19 protein-coding genes are annotated in these 18126 nt (G+C 36.9%); 4 read left to right on the top strand and 15 right to left on the bottom strand.

Features of this window, described 5'->3' with window-relative positions:
* Positions 1-47: 47 nt before the first annotated feature.
* From nadE to AAG186_RS00475, 8 genes are all read right to left on the bottom strand, one after another.
* Positions 48-1802 carry an NAD(+) synthase gene (gene nadE, locus AAG186_RS00510; protein ID WP_342621772.1) on the bottom strand — a complete coding sequence of 585 codons (1755 nt, stop codon included), beginning with the start codon at positions 1800-1802 and terminating at the stop codon, positions 48-50.
* Positions 1799-2533, bottom strand: a complete 735-nt coding sequence (locus tag AAG186_RS00505) for an RNA methyltransferase (RefSeq protein ID WP_244660364.1) — start codon at positions 2531-2533, stop codon at positions 1799-1801. The genes nadE and AAG186_RS00505 overlap by 4 nt, the downstream gene beginning before the upstream one ends.
* A gap of 123 nt (positions 2534-2656) precedes the next feature.
* A complete protein-coding gene (locus tag AAG186_RS00500) occupies positions 2657-2995 on the bottom strand; it encodes a hypothetical protein (RefSeq protein WP_125163809.1) in 339 nt (112 codons plus the stop codon).
* The gene (locus AAG186_RS00495) at positions 2992-3540 is read right to left on the bottom strand and encodes a hypothetical protein (RefSeq protein ID WP_342621769.1); all 549 of its coding nucleotides are present in this window, start codon (positions 3538-3540) and stop codon (positions 2992-2994) included. Before AAG186_RS00495 ends, AAG186_RS00500 begins: the two co-directional genes overlap by 4 nt.
* Positions 3541-3549: 9 nt before the next feature.
* Positions 3550-4581: a tRNA preQ1(34) S-adenosylmethionine ribosyltransferase-isomerase QueA gene (queA, locus tag AAG186_RS00490; protein WP_342621768.1), complete on the bottom strand. Its 1032-nt coding sequence runs from the start codon at positions 4579-4581 to the stop codon at positions 3550-3552.
* A 133-nt stretch (positions 4582-4714) separates the two neighbouring features.
* The gene (gene tgt / locus AAG186_RS00485; RefSeq protein ID WP_342621767.1) at positions 4715-5866 is read right to left on the bottom strand and encodes a tRNA guanosine(34) transglycosylase Tgt; all 1152 of its coding nucleotides are present in this window, start codon (positions 5864-5866) and stop codon (positions 4715-4717) included.
* A 17-nt stretch (positions 5867-5883) separates the two neighbouring features.
* The gene (gene typA / locus AAG186_RS00480) at positions 5884-7695 is read right to left on the bottom strand and encodes a translational GTPase TypA (protein ID WP_161637575.1); all 1812 of its coding nucleotides are present in this window, start codon (positions 7693-7695) and stop codon (positions 5884-5886) included.
* A 152-nt stretch (positions 7696-7847) separates the two neighbouring features.
* Positions 7848-8789: an L-lactate dehydrogenase gene (locus AAG186_RS00475; RefSeq protein WP_161637576.1), complete on the bottom strand. Its 942-nt coding sequence runs from the start codon at positions 8787-8789 to the stop codon at positions 7848-7850.
* Between the two features lie 96 nt (positions 8790-8885).
* Here AAG186_RS00475 and AAG186_RS00470 point away from each other — a divergent pair, with 96 nt between their 5' ends.
* On the top strand, positions 8886-10118 hold the full coding sequence (locus tag AAG186_RS00470; RefSeq protein ID WP_331836491.1) for a hydroxymethylglutaryl-CoA reductase, degradative: 1233 nt from the start codon (positions 8886-8888) through the stop codon (positions 10116-10118).
* Positions 10119-10146: 28 nt separating this feature from the next.
* On the opposite strand, the gene AAG186_RS00465 is transcribed toward AAG186_RS00470, so the two are convergent.
* The 6 genes from AAG186_RS00465 to AAG186_RS00440 form a co-directional block, all read right to left on the bottom strand.
* Positions 10147-10758: a flavin reductase family protein gene (locus AAG186_RS00465; RefSeq protein ID WP_331836492.1), complete on the bottom strand. Its 612-nt coding sequence runs from the start codon at positions 10756-10758 to the stop codon at positions 10147-10149.
* The gene (locus AAG186_RS00460) at positions 10748-11341 is read right to left on the bottom strand and encodes a dienelactone hydrolase family protein (RefSeq protein WP_331836493.1); all 594 of its coding nucleotides are present in this window, start codon (positions 11339-11341) and stop codon (positions 10748-10750) included. Before AAG186_RS00460 ends, AAG186_RS00465 begins: the two co-directional genes overlap by 11 nt.
* A complete protein-coding gene (locus tag AAG186_RS00455; RefSeq protein ID WP_342621764.1) occupies positions 11331-11756 on the bottom strand; it encodes a MarR family winged helix-turn-helix transcriptional regulator in 426 nt (141 codons plus the stop codon). Before AAG186_RS00455 ends, AAG186_RS00460 begins: the two co-directional genes overlap by 11 nt.
* Complete coding sequence (locus AAG186_RS00450; protein ID WP_342621762.1) at positions 11756-12742, bottom strand: ring-cleaving dioxygenase; 987 nt, start codon at positions 12740-12742, stop codon at positions 11756-11758. Before AAG186_RS00450 ends, AAG186_RS00455 begins: the two co-directional genes overlap by 1 nt.
* A gap of 97 nt (positions 12743-12839) precedes the next feature.
* Complete coding sequence (locus AAG186_RS00445) at positions 12840-13118, bottom strand: hypothetical protein (protein WP_342621760.1); 279 nt, start codon at positions 13116-13118, stop codon at positions 12840-12842.
* A 69-nt stretch (positions 13119-13187) separates the two neighbouring features.
* A complete protein-coding gene (locus AAG186_RS00440; RefSeq protein ID WP_342621759.1) occupies positions 13188-14099 on the bottom strand; it encodes a hypothetical protein in 912 nt (303 codons plus the stop codon).
* Positions 14100-14353: 254 nt separating this feature from the next.
* On the opposite strand from AAG186_RS00440, the gene mutY reads away from it, so the two are divergent.
* The 3 genes from mutY (at position 14354) to AAG186_RS00425 (ending at position 16682) form a co-directional block, all read left to right on the top strand.
* On the top strand, positions 14354-15337 hold the full coding sequence (gene mutY / locus AAG186_RS00435) for an A/G-specific adenine glycosylase (protein WP_125164895.1): 984 nt from the start codon (positions 14354-14356) through the stop codon (positions 15335-15337).
* 110 nt (positions 15338-15447) lie between these two features.
* The gene (locus AAG186_RS00430) at positions 15448-15822 is read left to right on the top strand and encodes a helix-turn-helix domain-containing protein (protein ID WP_181950053.1); all 375 of its coding nucleotides are present in this window, start codon (positions 15448-15450) and stop codon (positions 15820-15822) included.
* Complete coding sequence (locus AAG186_RS00425; RefSeq protein WP_342622099.1) at positions 15744-16682, top strand: IS3 family transposase; 939 nt, start codon at positions 15744-15746, stop codon at positions 16680-16682. Before AAG186_RS00430 ends, AAG186_RS00425 begins: the two co-directional genes overlap by 79 nt.
* Positions 16683-16758: 76 nt before the next feature.
* On the opposite strand, the gene AAG186_RS00420 is transcribed toward AAG186_RS00425, so the two are convergent.
* Positions 16759-18120: an NCS2 family permease gene (locus tag AAG186_RS00420; RefSeq protein WP_331836499.1), complete on the bottom strand. Its 1362-nt coding sequence runs from the start codon at positions 18118-18120 to the stop codon at positions 16759-16761.
* Positions 18121-18126 lie beyond the last annotated feature (6 nt).

The raw sequence follows: 18126 nt of genomic DNA, 5'->3' as shown, positions 1-18126 counted from the left end.
AAACAATACTTTTTGAAAGAAAAACCACCCTTTCGGATGGTTTTTAATTAGAGATTATAGATTATATTCATTAATTTCAATTCAGTCTCTGTAAGATGTAACGCGTATTGACTCTCACGATACGGTGTCCCAAATGCACAATCTGATACCATTACAATCGGCGGCATTTGTACACGTTTATAGACTGCCGTATTCATCGTCTTAAGAACCCATTTTAAATCATCGATAAACATTTTACCATTTTCTAAACCGTATGATGTTAAATACTTCCCGAGTTCCGACTTATAAATCGATTGATCGAGATATGATTTAAGTATGGCTTCCAACTGTCCATGCATGAGGGCATTGACCAACGCATCATGGTATCCCCATTTCATGGGATCAAATTGATCTTGCGCAAGTTCCGCACTCGGTGCAAACTCCCAATCGACACAATCTTCCATTTCGGTAGGAATCAGATTTTGAGGAACAATTTCTGTACCTGCAATACGATTTAAAGTACGACCAATCATACCGACTTCCATTTTTGTGAGATCACCTAAAATGGCGAGTGCACCGATTGCATCTCCATAAAGGGTTGCATATCCAAGTGCCACTTCAATCTTATTACCATTATTCATCACAACACCATTTTCAAGACTTGAGATGGTCATGAGCGTATGGCCTCTAAGTCGTGCTTGAACATTTTCAAATGCGAGTCCTTGTACATCTTTGTAGCCACCAAACGCCATACTCTCAACCGTTGCATCGGTCATTGCAGCAATTGGGATTTCCAAGAACTTAAATCCTAAAACGTTACTGAGATGATATGCATTATTTTTGGTTATGTCGCGATTGAACTGGCTAGGCATTGTTACCCCCACCACACGATCTTTCCCTAATGCCTTAACAAGTAACGCAATGGACACACTACTATCCAATCCTCCCGAAACACCAACAATCCACTTTGGTCCATAGGGTAGTGCTTCTTCATCAAAGTAACGAATTGCTGAAATCAATGCATGATACATCTTATCGTCATCGTCGGGTGTATTTGATGCTTGAGAATTTAAATCGAATAGATCAAGTGTCTGTTTAAAATTAGCATCCAAATATGTCACCGATTCAGGAGATACAATCATACTTCCACCATCAAACAGTACAACATTCTTGCCGTTATTTTGCATCCCTGTCGCATTCACATAAATAAAAGGTATGTCCAAATTCTGTCTTTTAATTTCTGCTAAGCGCATGGATTCCTTATTTTTGTGCCATGGTGAACATGAGATGTTAATCATGAGATCGGGACTGTGTTGCATCATTAACGCGGTAGGTTTTAAATCACTTGCATCATCCCACAAATCTTCACAGATTTGGATACTAATACGATCACCCTTAAAAATGAACGGTTCAAAGTTGTGATTTCCAGGATCAAAATATCTTTTATCGTCAAAAACACCATAGTTAGGTAGAAGGTGCTTTGTATATACACCTTCGGATTCATGGTTTGCACGTTTAACCCATTCGCCTTGATATGCGAAAAAAGCCGCATTATAGAGTTTATCTTCTTTTTGGTAAAGATTTCCCCAAACAATCCCTATCTCTTGTGATAAGCAGCGTATACGGTCGTTATAGACCATCATCTCATCGATACTTGCTTGATTATTCATGCGATCGCCAATGAGATAACCGCCTACCGCTAATTCTGGGAACACAACCAGATCTGCTTTACCAATCGATTCTTCTACAATTGCTTGAATAGCTTCAAAATTTTCCTGTGGTTGATTTGCTTTTACTCTTAATTGTGCAATAGCAATTTTCATTTTCTCGCCTCCAATTGTCGATAGCGTTCATAAGCAAACACACTGCATGCACCAACACTGCTTAATGAAACGCGCGCATCGTAATCAATACGTACATGAACATCACTAATTTCTAACACACTCTTCGAAAGACCTCTTAAAGCACCACCTAAACAGATGCATACACGATCTGGTAAATTATAGTTTAAAAGTGACTCGCTCTCATCTCCGCGATATGCTGCTGCCATTACTACATTCTTAGCTTGGATCGATTTCAAGTCAGAACTTAAATCATCACTTTGAAGCCACCATAACGATTCACTTGCGCCGGCACTGGCACGAATTAGCTTTGCTTCATGTTCATAAAAATCATAATTTGGAGTAATAATACCGTCAAATCCAAGGGATGCGACGGTTCTACAAATTTCTCCAAGGTTAAATGGATCAGTAACGCCTTCAATACACATTAATGAAAGGGTCTGTTTCGGTAGATGACTTAGGGAATCACTGCTTCGCTTCCCACATGAGACAAGATAGCCACCATGCGTTTTATTCGACGCAAGCAAATCCATCTCATCACGAGATAATCGTTTAATTATAATCCCCTCAGCGATACGCTCAACATATCGTGATTCCTTGTCATTGTGTTTATCCAAGATTGCTACATATTCAATCTCACGTTTTCGCTCTTTAAGTATTGCCTTAACACTAATTTTTCCTGATACAATCATAATTTCTCCTTGACGCGTCATAACCACTTGACTACGACTTCTACCTTAATTATACAACAATCCCAATTAGATATACGAATACTTATCCCTGTTGGATAAAAAAAAACAACAAAGATTGCTTTCTTTATTGTTTCTTGACGTATATTAAACTTGAAAAAAAGCCCATCCACAGTAAATGAGGAGTATATCTAAAAAGGTTCCAGTTATACCAATTGCGTTGAGCAATGTCGTAAATTCTGGAATTGATAAAACATTCAAGCGATATCCAAAAACACAAATAATCACAAAGGATAGTACTACTTTTCCCACCCATCGATTATTCTTCTTTTGAAGCGGAGCTAAGAAATAACCAATCACAAGCATCAACACCATCCAAATTGTCGTTGCAATGCCCTCTAATGAGGATGGTAAAACAGAAATAAGAAATTTATAAACAATAGCACTGGCAAGAATCACCAATAAAGCAGACCATGTTCGTTTCATTCCACAACCCCCTCACATTTAAGTCTCAAATACATCCCAATCAGTAAACCAAATGACGGAACCGCTGAGGAAATAATCCATAAAATGGACGACCAATGAATGCGCATTAACTTCTCAGAGAATGTCCCCATTAATGGATTTACAAAACTATAAATCATCCATATGACACGACTTGATTCAAAAAACGATAGAATATAGAGCACGATAAAGGTTATAAAGAGGATCATAAATAAAACGATTAATGCAAAGTCAACACTCTTTAAAATTCGACTCTTATTTTTAATTGCAATGACAATTAGGTATCCAGGAATTGCATATACCAGAAATCCATAGATCGATACAATAATAATTTGAAAAATCATCGGAAGATTTGCCAAAAGTTTTGAGAGTGGATGAAGCGAATTATAGGCAAAAAGATGTATTGTGCCTAAAAGAACATGAATCATTAGAATAATTCCTAAAAACTTATAGTCCCCTTGCTTAAAAAATAATTTAAGTCGCGTAAAACCACTTGGCTTAGCATCCGTTGTTTGTGTTTGTTCCATAAATATCTCCTACTTCGTATTACGTGCTTTTAAAAACATACTATCTCCAAATGAGAAGAATCGGTATTTTGAATCAACTGCATGTTTATAGGCATGATCGATTGCTTCTTTACCCATAAATGCACTTACTAACATAATTAATGTTGATTTTGGTAAGTGAAAATTAGTAATGATTGCATCCACTGCTTTCCATTCATAACCAGGATAAATAAAGATTTCACTATTACCTTGGCATTCTTTGAACGTGCCGTACTTTGACATCACAGTTTCCAATGTTCGAACTGAAGTTGTACCCACTGCAATTATGCGGCGGCCATCTTGTTTCGCATCATTTAAAATCTCTGCTGTTTCTTGAGACATCGTATAGGCTTCACTATGCATTTTATGTTCAAGAACATTATCGACTTTAACCGGTCTAAACGTACCCAGTCCAACATGAAGTGTTACAGGGGCAATTGTAATTCCCTTAGTTTCAATTGCTTCAAGCAACTCCGGTGTAAAATGAAGCCCCGCAGTGGGTGCTGCCGCACTCCCTTGAACGCGAGAATATACCGTTTGATAACGCTCTTTATCTTCCATTCGTTCGTGAATATATGGTGGTAGTGGCATTTGTCCAAGTTCATCTAAGATTTCTAAGAATATTCCGTCAAAGACCAGATCAAAATTTCTTAAACCTTCTTCTCCAACATGTGTACAAACTGCTTTTAATTTTCCATTACCAAAACTTAATTCGGTACCCAACTTAACAACCTTTGCATTTCCGACAAGACACTCCGCCGTCTTTCCCTCAAATTTTAAAATTAAAAGTTCAACATGAGCACCTGTTTCAGGCTTTTCACCAAACAGACGTGCTGCAATAACGCGTGTATCGTTGAGGACTAAAACATCCCCTTCATTTAAATAATCAATAATATTATAGAAATGTTTATCTTCCAAGTTCATACCATCAACAACAAGCAGTCGCGATTCACTTCGCTTTTCAGCAGGAGTTTGCGCAATCAGTTCCTCTGGCAAATCAAAATCAAAATCATTTACATTCATAGTTTACTCCTTGGTTTGTATCGTATTACATCTTCACTATTTTACCATAAAGACCGTGCTCTGACACGATTTTGTGCAATTCACAAAATTGCATAAAAAAACTTGATTCGAATGAATCAAGTTTTTAGTTTGATTACCATCCAGGATGGTCATCGCCTGTAATTCCATAACTTTCATAAACTTGATCACGAAGTTCAAGCAATCGATCTTCTTTAATGGCTTCACGGATATCTTCCATGAGTTTTAATAAGAATCGCAAATTATGAATGGATAAGAGTCGCATACCAAAACCTTCATTACAACGAATTAAATGTCGTAAATAGGATTTCGAATAATTTTGACAGCATTCGCAATCACAGTTTTCATCAAGTGGCGAAAAATCATACTCCCACTTTTTATTTTTAATATTAACACGACCGGTTGAGGTCATTGCAGTACCATGTCGAGCAATTCGTGTAGGCAATACGCAGTCAAACATATCAACACCTCGCAATACACCTTCAAATATCGCATCAACACTTCCGACACCCATTAAATAACGGGGTTTATCTTCCGGTAAGAAATCAATGGTGTGGTCAATCATTTGCCACATAACATCTTTGGGTTCGCCAACACTTGTTCCCCCAATTGAATAACCTGGGAAATCCATTGCAACTAATTCTTTGGCACAATGTTCACGAAGGTCTGCATACTTACCACCTTGAACAATACCAAATAACGCTTGCGTCTCGGGATTTTGATGTGCTGCTTTACCACGAGCAGCCCAACGAATTGTGCGCTCAACCGAATTTTTCATATACTCATAGGTTGCAGGATAGGGAGGACATTCATCAAAACTCATCATAATGTCTGGCCCTAATGCATTTTGAACCTGAATTGCTTTTTCTGGTGTTAAGAACAGTTTTTCACCACTAAGATGGCTTCTAAACTCAACACCCTCTTCAGAAATTGTACGAATCTTACCCAGTGAAAACACTTGGAATCCGCCACTATCTGTTAGAATGGGTCCATTATAATTCATAAATTTATGAAGTCCACCTGCTTGGCGAACTACTTCTTCACCCGGTCTTAGCCAGAGATGGTATGTGTTGCTTAGAATCACTTGAGATCCTATATTTCGTAAATCTTCTGGTGAGAGAAATTTCACACTTGCAAGGGTCCCTACTGGCATAAACATTGGTGTTTCTACTGTTCCATGGTGCGTCTCAATAGTTGTAAGACGCGCCTTGGATTCATTTGATTTTTTAATTAAAGTCAACTTCAATGGTTTATTACCTAAACTCATATTATCGATCTCCTTGATTAATCAATATCTGAACGTCCTGCTCGTTTACGATCGATTGCTTTTAAATAACGTTTGCGTAATCGTAGGAAGTTCGGTGTTACTTCAACAAGTTCATCATCACGAATGAACTCGAGAGCATATTCAAGTGTCAATGGAATCGGTGGTGTTAGCTTCATCGCTTCATCACGTCCTGAACTACGAACAGCTGTTGCTTTTTTATTTTTTGTTGGATTCACATCCATATCAGTATCACGAGCTGCAATACCTAAAATCATTCCTTCATAAACATCTGTTTGTGCGCCAATAAAGAATTGACCACGTTCTTGAAGGTTGAAGATTGAGTATGTCATTGATTTACCTGTTTCAGTTGAAACCATTGAACCATTTGAACGTTGTGAAATTGCACCCTTCATAGGTTCATATCCATGGAATTGACGAATCATCGTTCCTTCACCATGAGTCATATTAATAAAGTCACCACGGAAACCAATCAGACCACGTGTTGGAACATTCCAGAATTGTTTTACCATTCCACGATCTTCTTCCATATTTGTGAGTTCACCTTGTCGCAAACTAATTTGGCTGATCATTGTTCCTGAATATTTTTCTGGCACTTCAACAATAACTTCTTCAATCGGTTCACATTTACGTCCATCAATTTCTTGTGTAATAACACGAGGTTTACTGATTGCAAGCTCATAGCCTTCACGACGCATGTTTTCAATTAAGATTGATAAGTGAAGTTCTCCACGACCTGAAACTTTAAATGAGTCTGCGGATTCCGTTGCTTCAACACGTAACCCCACATTCACTTCAAGTTCTTTTTCAAGACGTTCTTTAATATTACGTGATGTAACATATTTACCATCTTTTCCTGCAAATGGCGAAGCATTAACCATGAAGTTCATGGATAGTGTTGGTTCTTCAATAACAATTGGAGGCAATGGTTCAACATGATTGACATCACATAACGTATTACCAATTGAAATATCATCAATACCTGAAACAAGTACAATATCTCCAGCATAAGCTACGTCTGTTTCGACACGTTTTAACCCATCATATGTAAAGATTTTAGAAATATTTTGACGTTTCGTACTTCCATCATTGTCCGCTACAACGACTGCTTGTCCACGTTTAACTTGACCCTTCGTAATACGGCCAATTCCTAAACGTCCAACATACTCATCGTATGCAAGTGAAGAAATTTGGAATTGTAATGGATCGTTGTCATAATCTGGGTAAAGTGGTGTGTGTTCCACAATGGTATCAAACAACGGTTTAATGTTTGTTCCTTCTTCTTCAAGTGTCTTCTGAACAATATATTTTTTCGCAATACCATAAAGAATTGGGAATTCTAATTGTTCATCCGTAGCATCGAGGTCCATAAAGAGTTCATAAACTTCCTCGATTACTTCTTCAACACGACGATCTGGCTTATCAATTTTATTAATTAATAAGATTGGTTTCAGACCGGCTTCAAGTGATTTTTTAAGTACAAAGCGTGTTTGTGGCATAGGGCCTTCTGCACTATCCACAAGGAGAATAACTGTATCTACGGTTTTAATGATACGCTCGACTTCACTTGAGAAGTCGGCGTGACCTGGTGTATCAACAATATTAATTTTGATGTCACCATAATTTACACTACAGTTTTTGGAATAGATTGTGATACCACGTTCACGTTCGATATCATCGCTGTCCATAACTTGATCTAGAACAACTTGATTTTCATGGAAAACACCAGCTGATTTAAGCATTGCATCAACTAATGTAGATTTTCCCGCATCAACGTGCGCGATAACTGCTATATTTATAATTTTTTTCATATACATCGTCTCTTTTCCTATAACTGTATCATTATACATGAATTGAACATGAAATGACAGAAAATGCACTCTTCATGCTCATTTTTTGCGTATAAGTTCACTTAAACGCTTACATAAAAACACCATGTTAACGATAAACATGGTGTTCATTATTATAAATTAGATTGTGAAACAATCTCTCTTAACATCTCTGCAGATTCTTGGAGTGCTTCAACCTCATTGGAACTGTACGGAACTTCAATAACATGCTTAACACCCGTTCGTCCCACAACTGTTGGGACAGAAATATAAACATCTTCAATACCATATGCCCCGTTTTGAAGGCTTGAAACGGTTAAAATCGAATTCTCATCACGTAAAATCGCATTCACAATACGCGTTATCGCAAGTGCTACGGCATAGTTTGTATAACCTTTACGATCAATAATTTCATAAGCAGCAGTCTTCACATCGTGTGTAACTTTTTGACGTGTTTCTTCCGTAAACTCAATCCCCACATTCTCACAGTATTGATCAATGGTTAGCCCCGCTACAGTCGTTAAGGACCACGTAGCAATTTCACTATCACCGTGTTCTCCAATAATATTTGCGTGAATATTTCGTGCATCCACTTCAAATTTATTCGCTAACATCGATTGGAAACGTGCTGTATCTAAAACCGTTCCCGAACCAATTACGCGCTCTGCTGGAAAACCAGAAAGTTTATAAGTAATATGTGTCAAAATATCGACCGGGTTTGAAACCACAAGTAAAATTGCGTCTGGATTATACTTCACGATATTTGGAACTAATTCTTCATAAATTTTAATGTTACGATTCACAAGATCAATCCGTGTTTCTCCTGGTTTTTGTGCCAGTCCAGCTGTAATAATTACAATATCGGAGCCCTGAGTCTCTGGATAATCCCCAGCAATTATTTTAACTGGAGAAACAAACACACGACCTTGGTCTAAGTCCATTGCCTCACCTTGAGCTTTTTCTTTGTTAATATCAACGATTACGATTTCAGATGCAATATTGCTGTTCATTAACGCAAAAGCTGTTGTCGAACCTACAAAACCTGCACCAATAATAGAAACTTTATTTGTTTTCATCATATCACTCCTTTTTTTATATAATACCACACCTCTCAATTCTACTTGGCATATATAATCAAATTCGGTATGATATTTATAAAAGGAGTGCTCATTATGTACAATAAATTTTATAAAAGGACGATAACAGAACGCCGTAATGTTTTGGAAAATCAAAACCGTTATGACGATGATCTCGATATTCCACTCAGTTCGGAAATTTATGATCATATGATTGAAAATGCAATCACAACTTATGAAATTCCAATGGGTTGTGCTCCAAATTTTTTGATAAATAATCAAGACTATGTAATTCCTATGGTGACCGAAGAACCCTCTGTAATTGCAGCTGCAAGTAATGCCGCCAAAATTATGCAATGTAATGGTGGCATTCATGCTCGTATTTATAAACGCAATATGATCGGACAAATTGCATTCGCAAATCCTCAAAGGCAAACAGAAATGATACAATATTTGGAAGATAATCGTGATCGATTATTTACAATTGCTCGTGATGCTTATCCTTCAATTGTGCAGCGAGGCGGTGGTTTGCGTCACATTCATACCGCGTATCTAAATAAACCCAATAAGACACCTTTTTTGATTGTTTATTGTACCATTGACACGCAAGAAGCAATGGGCGCAAACATGATGAACACAATCTTAGAGGCAATCGGTAATCATCTTGAGTCTGTTTTTGATGAACATCCGTTGATGTCCATCCTTTCAAACCTTGCAACGGAATGTCTGGCTGAGGCCCGTGTCGTTATTGATCCAAAAACGCTTCGTTATCCAGACGATATTGCACTTCGCATTCAACAAGCAAGTCATCTTGCTGAAGTTGATCCTTACCGGGCTACAACACACAACAAAGGCATTATGAATGGTATTGATGCCGTTGTAATCGCAACCGGAAATGATTGGCGAGCCATTGAAGCAGCGGTTCATAGTTATGCATCAATGAGTGGAAGTTATCAACCCCTTGCAACATGGAATATAAATTCAGACAATATGATTGAAGGCATTATTAAACTTCCGCTTCCAATTGGTACCGTTGGAGGTTCTATTGCAATTCATCCCAAAGCTCAATTAAGCCGGAAAATTTTAGGATATAAGAATGCAGAAGAACTGATGATGATTCTTGCCTCTGTCGGTTTAGCACAAAACTTTGCTGCACTTTATGCCCTTACAACCGTAGGAATTCAAAGTGGACATATGAAACTTCAAGCGAAATCACTCGCTTTAGCTGTTGGTTGTCCATCCGAAGATGTTGAACGTCTTGTATCGAAATTACTTCAAGAACCGAAATTAAATCAGGACGTTGCGAAAAAATTACTGCAAGAACTTTAAGAAAAGAAGCTCAATTGTGAGCTTCTTTTTAAATAGGACGTTTTAAGGTAAAAACTGGCTTCATTGCTGCGAATTGATTTCCCGCTAGACGAGCAATCGGACCAAGTTTATTTACATCAAGATACCCTTGCTTCCGATCAAAAATTGAATCATCAAAATCTAAATGGATTACTTTAAGTAAAAACAGATCTGTACATACACCCCTTGCATCTTTTATTTCTTGATGACTAAATAATTCTGTTTCAAGTTTAATTTTTGTATCTTTAAGACTTGGAGTCTCAATCATCACACTTGATTGTGTTTCGAGATTAAGCTTTGTTACTTCACTTTCACCATAAGATAGAATCATCGAACTCTCATTCATTGCTTCCGCATTCTCGTAATTTGCGATATGAACCACGCACTCGCGTGTTTGTAAGATATTCTTACTGGTATCTTTAAGCTCTCCGTTATTCCGATTAATTGCAACGGAAACAATTGGAACTTCGGTTGAAACAAGACTAAAAAAACTGAATGGTGCAAGGTTGATTGAAGCATCGGTGTTTCGGGTTGTAATCCATGCAATAGGACGTGGAACGACACTGCCTGTTAAAAATTTATAACGCTCTTTCGCACTTAAATCTTGTGTTTTAAATTTCATAAAAATCTCGGGCTTGTTTAATTTCTTCTGGAATTAATTGATGGCCATGGTGCGTGTGAAAGTGTGTTGTGAAAATGTTAGATGCGTTCAGTTTTTCAATCATCAATTCAATATCTTGAACATCAGTATACGGATCCCCTTCACCACTGGTTATCAATACTCGGGTTGGTAAATTTTGTGGAAATGGAATCGCGGGTTGTACATGCATTGGATGAAATAACAGTGCATTTTTAAAGAGCGTAAAATTCATTTTTAGTAAGTTTAACGTAATATTCGCACCATTTGAATATCCTACAACGGAAACGCACTCTAATGATCGATCATAATTTTTAAGTAATTTTAGAATCTCATTTCTTAAATTCGTTGTTTCCTGTTCCAAACTTTCGAGATCGAATGTTTTCATATCGATACGTCTGAAATATCGATTCATTCCATCTTCCACAATATTCCCTCGAATGCCGATATATGTAGCTTCTGGATCGATATAACGTGCAATCTGAAACATATCCTCTTCCGTTCCACCCGTTCCATGTAAACCTATAATCGTCCGCTCTGAAGTTCCTGGTATCATCTTATGAATCATACAATCCCTCTTTCCCTATTTTTTTAAGAAGTGTTTGTAATGTCGCCTCTTCCTCGGGCGAAAGTCTGTCGAAACATTTTCGCATTTCCTGTTCATGCGTTCGATAGATAATTTCGATTTCTGAAAGTCCCTTATTGCTTAACATAACATAGTTTATTCTTCGATCACGTTCGTCTTTCAAGCGCATAACGAGACCTTTCTTTTCTAATAGATCCACAACATATGTCATACTACTGCCTGGCACAAGTACGGTATCACAAAGAGCCTGAGTCGTGAGCTTTCCTTTATGATAGAGTGCTTCTAGAGCTTGAAACTCGTTCACATTAATATCAAAATCCTTAATACTCTCCTTAACGTGATCTAAGATATTCTGATGTGTTCGGAAAAGTATGGTAAGTGTTTTAAGCGATGACATTAAAACACCTCTTTCTTGAATTCACGCGTACTGCGTACAGTATCAAAATTTTTAATTTGTGATTCAATATAGTCACGTTTTGGACGAAGACGTGGTGGTAATGTTAACATCTCTCCCAGAACTTCATACGATTCTTCGTCATCAATAAACCCTGGACCATCTGTTGCGAGCTCGAAAAGGATATTTGGAAGAATGCGGATATATAGCGAACCAAAATAGAATCGTTCAACATAACCCGAACTTGGAATCCCCATTTCCGATAACTCACGATACCATTTCATCAAATCTTCTTTCTCATCAACTCTAAAAGCAACATGATGCACCCCACCATAACCTTGAACGGCATTTCCTTGCGTTAAATTCTCGCGGACGATAATTGATCCACCATTGCCGCCATCGCCCATCTCATAAAGCGTTAAGGTATCCTCGGTCTTCATCTTTCGCATCCCAAATACTGTTGAAAGAACTTGATGCGTTAATTCAAGATTAGAAACATCCATAAACATCGGTCCAAGCCCTGTAATTGCATAAGCATCAGGAACTGGTCCTTTATACCATGGCTCTCCGGAAGGAATTCCTATATTTGTTTCATCTGAAACTAAAGCATAGCGTTGACCATCAAAATCTTCGAACGTGATTGATTTTTTACCAAAGAACATTTGGTCTGATTCAAATGGAATTTCATAGTTGGTAAAGCGTTTCTCCCAGTAAGAAAGTGCATCATTCGACGCAACTCTAAAACTCGTTCTTGATAACTCATTCGTTCCCCGTTGGGATTTAGAAATATTTGGAAAATCAAAAAAAGTCATATTTGTCCCGGGATTGCCTCGGTCGTCTGCAAAATATAAATGATAGGTATGAATGTCATCTTGATTAATATTTTTCTTAACAAGTCGCATTCCTAATATATATGTATAAAATTTATAAATCTCTTCAGCACTGCTTGTAATTGCAGTAACATGGTGTAATCCTTTTAACTGTTTCATAACTACCTCCTGGTTGTACTACTATATTATTTCTAATTCGAAATAATATCAATGATAATGCCCAGGTAATAATAAAAAATGAACCCCTAAGGGTTCATTAAACTTCTTTTTTGCGATATATTTCTCTCTTCACCACGATTGATCCTGGCTTATTGAGTAGATTATCAAGATAATCATAATAAGCACCCGGTGTAATAACACCACTCATTTGAAAAAGTTTCATACCCGTCGATTGAATAACATAATCCGCAATTAAGACACAGTTTGTGGTAAAAACATTATAGGTCTTAAATTCACCTTCTTTAAACTTATAATAATCAACAGAAGCTCCCGCATCAATCAAATTCGTAAGATGATGTTCTTTTTTAGTATCCAAATTATAGGGCCACTTAAAATAGTATGCAGACTTAAACAACTCATCCAAACGCTTTTCAACGAATTCACGTTATTCCGTTGACAACTCACAAATAAATCGAAAAACAGTTGTATCGTCATCCACCGCATACTGAACATAATCAACTTCGCTACCCACAATCATAACACCATCGCCATATGCCATAGACTTAGCACGATTAAATGGATCATGTGCACCATAAGAATAAATAACACCGTTATATCCAATATCTAAATGACCCATACGATTATAACCATGATCTTTCGCATAGATATAGATCGAGATATAGTTTCCTTCTGTCTTCACAACCTTATCGATAACGGCATCGGGATTGCTTTGAACTAATTTACGGGTCTCTTTTACAAGAAAATATGGATTCATTGCGGCTAGAAAAACCGGTGCCGATAAACGAACACTTGTTTGATGGCGCCATAAAACGCGAGCCGAAGATAGAATCGATACGATACCAAAAAAGATTACATAAGCACCAATTTGAATATTCATTAAAAATCGATTTGAGACGCCTCGTGTCAATAACACAATCCCCATAACCAAAGACACAATCGACGCAAAGAGCTTGAAGAGTTTATTTTTTTGCTTTTCATGAATTGCGACATAAAACTCAAGACCATGAACCACCGCATTAAACAGAGCCCAAATACCAAAAAACAATGCCATAATTTCGATATAAAGGGCTTCTTTATATATAATTAAACCAAGAAAAACACCCGAACCGAGCGCAATAAGTGCATCTGATATACTGCGATTCTTTACAGATCGATATAAGAATAGTACAAATGTTGCAGCTAACATGGCCACAAACATCCAATAGATTAATGACCATAAAATTTTATCTCTAAATATAAATAAAACACCAACTATGACTGTAAAAACACCTAATAGAAGTTGGAAGATCAACGTTATCTTATCTTTTTTAGAAAGCGATTTAGTATAAGTTTCCATAATTGTCCTCTTCACATTTTTTCCCACGTTTATTATACCATTTATTCTTGATTTCCGCCCTGATTCCGTATATCATATAAGTAACAACTTGGAAAATAATGTAAGTTGTTACCGCAATTCATTGTCTCTCTTGAAATTTACTTCATGATTTCCTTCTTAACCACTTATGAAGTAAATGATAATGAAACGCACTATCTCTCTAAGAAAAGAGCACCGAGCTCTTTTCTTTTTATGTTATCGTGTATACTATCATTATGAACTTTACAGAACGACTCATGGGCTGGTATCACGAACATAAACGTGAATTACCATTTAGATCTCAAAAAGATCCTTATAAAATATGGGTAAGCGAAATCATGGCCCAACAAACACAAATCGCTACCATGATCCCCTACTACGATCGCTGGATTCAACGATATCCGAATGTGGAAAGCCTCGCTAAGGCTGAGATTGATGAAGTCTTAAAAATGTGGGAAGGCCTTGGTTATTATCGACGTGCACGAAATCTCCATGCAGGAGCGCAATTCGTTATGGAACATTACCAAGGTAAACTTCCAGCTGATAAGAAAGAACTCATGAAAATTCCCGGAATCGGTGATTATACCTCTAGTGCCATCGCCTCAATTGCTTTCAGTCTTCCTGAAATTGCAATCGATGGAAACGTAAAGCGTGTAATGGCACGATATCTTAACTATACCGAAAATGTCAATACACGGGCGTGTCATAAGTATTTTGAAGCCTTTCTGAAGGAAGAGTTACTCCTAAACGGAGCTGACCCCAGCGATTTCACGCAAGCCCTTATGGAACTTGGAGCACTTGTTTGTACCCCAAGTAATACGACATGCGAAGGCTGTCCATTTAAAGAAATGTGTGCTTGTTATCGTGGAGAATGTGTGGGTACAATACCCTTCATCCCAAAAGCGAAACCCGTTCCAATTTATGAAAAATCCGTTATTATTTTTACCAAGGATGATAAAATTTTAATTTCTGATGATCATGAAGATGGGCTTATGGAAGGACTGTTACGATTACCTCAAATTGATGGGGTAATGGATTTGAATCCTGTGCTCACTTTGAAGCATAAGTTTTCCCATTTACAGTGGAATATTTCTGTTTTTATCGTTGAGAATATCCAAGACGTAAATCAAAATTGGTACTTTGTTCCACTCGAAGAATTAAAGAATCTAGCAATTATTACAGCTCATAAAAAAATACTCAAAAAACTAAACTTATTATAAAGAAAAGAACACTCATCGCTGTGGAGTAGTAAACTAAAAGTAGACAAGTAAAAAAGACTTGTCTACTTTTTTTGTGTAATAATAAAATCAGAGATAAAACGGAGGTATTAATGATGGGAAGACCCAAAGGTGGATTAAATAATAAATGGACTTATGAGGATCGTATTAAAGTCGTTACACGTCATATTGATGAACATATAAGTGCTGCGAAACTATCACAAGAAACAGGAATACCTAAAGGAACGATTAATGGTTGGATTGATCGATTCATGCGCGATGGTAAAGAGGGTTTAAAAAACAAGAAAAAGACAGGAAATCATTTTTCTGCGCTTCATACGAGTAAATCATTAACTGAGATCGAACGACTTCAACTCGAAATTCTAAAACGAGATATTGAGATTGCACGATTAAAAAAAGGGTACCAGGTGAAAGGAGTTGGTGTAAACAAGGAGTTCGTTACTTTAAAAGACAAGAATTCCAAATAGCACATGACTTATCTTTTAAACATCCGATTACGTTCATTCTTAGATTTATGAATTTGAACCGATCTGGTTATTACAAGTGGTTAAAGCATAAGGATGATCTCAATATTTATGAACAAAAAAGAGCGATTCTTAGCTTTGTGATTAAAGACTGGCATCGCCGTTTTCCAAGTTATGGTTATCATGATATCGCTGCAGTCATGAGAAAGCAAAGTGATTTAGGGATTGAATTTTCCGATAATTTAATCCACAAGTGTTGCAAGTTTTTAAATATTAAATCAAAAGTTAAACACTATTCCTATAAAAAACCTGGAACACAAAGTCGAATTTATCCTAATATTATAAAGAATCAATGGAAGGCAACCAAACCTTTAGAAATTATTGTTTCAGATATGACACATATTCGAAACAAAGGGATTAATTATGAATGGACTTTAATGGTTGATACTTTCAACAATGAAATTATAAGTTCTGCATTATCGCGTACAACTGGTGATCCTAAGCCTTACTACAAGTGTCTCGAGGATCTCCTTGCGCTACTTAAGGATAATAAAAAAACAGCTCCCACGATTCTTCACACAGATCAAGGAGCTGTCTACCACTCTAAAGCTTTCGCTAAAGCGCATGAAAATTATAACATAATTAGATCTATGTCGCGAGCTGGAACACCTACAGATAATCCAATTATCGAATCATTAAATGGATGGATTAAAGCAGAAATGGCGTGTGATTATCAATACTGGTCCGTAGATAACTTTGAAAATTTTATCGAAGAATATGTACATTATTTCAATTTTGAAAGACCTGCTTACTGTTTAAATTACAAAACCCCTATCCAATATAAAATGGATAAGGGTTTCTAGTCTTTTATTAATGTCTACTTTTGTTTGACAACTCCACATCGCTGAGTGTTCTTTTCTTTATAAGGATTGATACTTTTTAACTCATTGCTGTAATTACAAAGTTTAAAATAAATAGAATTGCACTACCATAGACGATTGGATGAACCTTTGATGCACGTTTCATTGAAACTTCTACTACAATGTAAGCAATAAAACCACATGCAATACCATTTGAAATACTATAGGTTAATACAGTCATGATTACTGTAAAGAAAGCTGGTACAGCTTTTTCAAAGTTAGCCCATTCAATATCTGCGAATGAAGCACTCATCAAGATACCAACAACGATTAATGCCGGAGCAGTCGCTGCTGGCGGAATTAAACTAACAACTGGCGCTAGAATAATACTTGCTAAGAAACACGCTGCTGTAACGACAGAGGTTAAGCCAGTGCGTCCACCCGCTCCAATTCCGGCAGAACTTTCAACAAATGTTGTAACATTTGAAGTTCCAAGAACTGCACCTGCTGTTGTCGCAATCATATCTGCAAATAATCCACGTTCCAATTTTGACTTCATACCACTTCCTGATTCTAATGAATCTTGGTCTTCTTGAGAAAAAATTCCTGAACGACGACCTGTACCAATAAAAGTACCAATGGTATCAAATGTATCGGTTAATGAGAATGCAAAGATGATTGGAATAATTTTTGTTAAATTGTAATTTGTGAAGAGGCTAATAAGACCTTCTTGACCTAATGCTTTTCCAAAAATTTCCCCAAATTCTTTAAAAATAACTGAGAATCCAACAGTTGATTGAGCCGCTCCTCCAAGCTGAACAACACCCATTGGAATACCGATAACGGTAGTTGCAAGAATACCGATTAAAATAGCACCCTTAACTTTTTTAAGCATTAACACAATAGTAATAATAAGGCCAATTACTGCCAACACGATACTTGGATCCTTGAATGTTGTGATTGATGGGACTGCTCCAAATTCAATAAATTTGATATTTAATAATCCAATATAAGCGATAAACAATCCAATTCCGGCACTGATTGCAAGTTGTAAAGTTTCAGGAATCGCTTTAATGAGATGCTTACGGATATTTGTAACGGTCATAAACATATTTAATAAACCGCAAATAAATACCATTGCGAGTGCTTCGTATGGTGTAAATCCCCCTACTAAAACAACTGTATACGTAAAGAATGCATTCAATCCCATACCCGGAGCTTGTGCATAAGGGATATTCGCGAATAACCCCATGATGAGTGTTCCAATTACAGATGCAAGAATTGTTGCAATATAAACCCCATTATAAGGCAACCCTGACTCAGATAATATTTGTGGATTCACAAAAAGAATATATGCCATTGCAAAGAATGTTGTTATTCCTGCCAGCACCTCCGTACCCACTGTTGTATTATTTTCCTTGAGCTTAAAGAATTTTTCCATTTTATC

This window comes from Erysipelothrix sp. P66 (assembly GCF_038682365.1).
Taxonomy (GTDB): Bacteria; Bacillota_I; Bacilli_A; order Erysipelotrichales; family Erysipelotrichaceae; genus Erysipelothrix; species Erysipelothrix piscisicarius.
The sequence above is the reverse complement of the archived record's forward strand: the minus strand, read 5'-3'. Positions and strand labels throughout refer to the sequence as shown.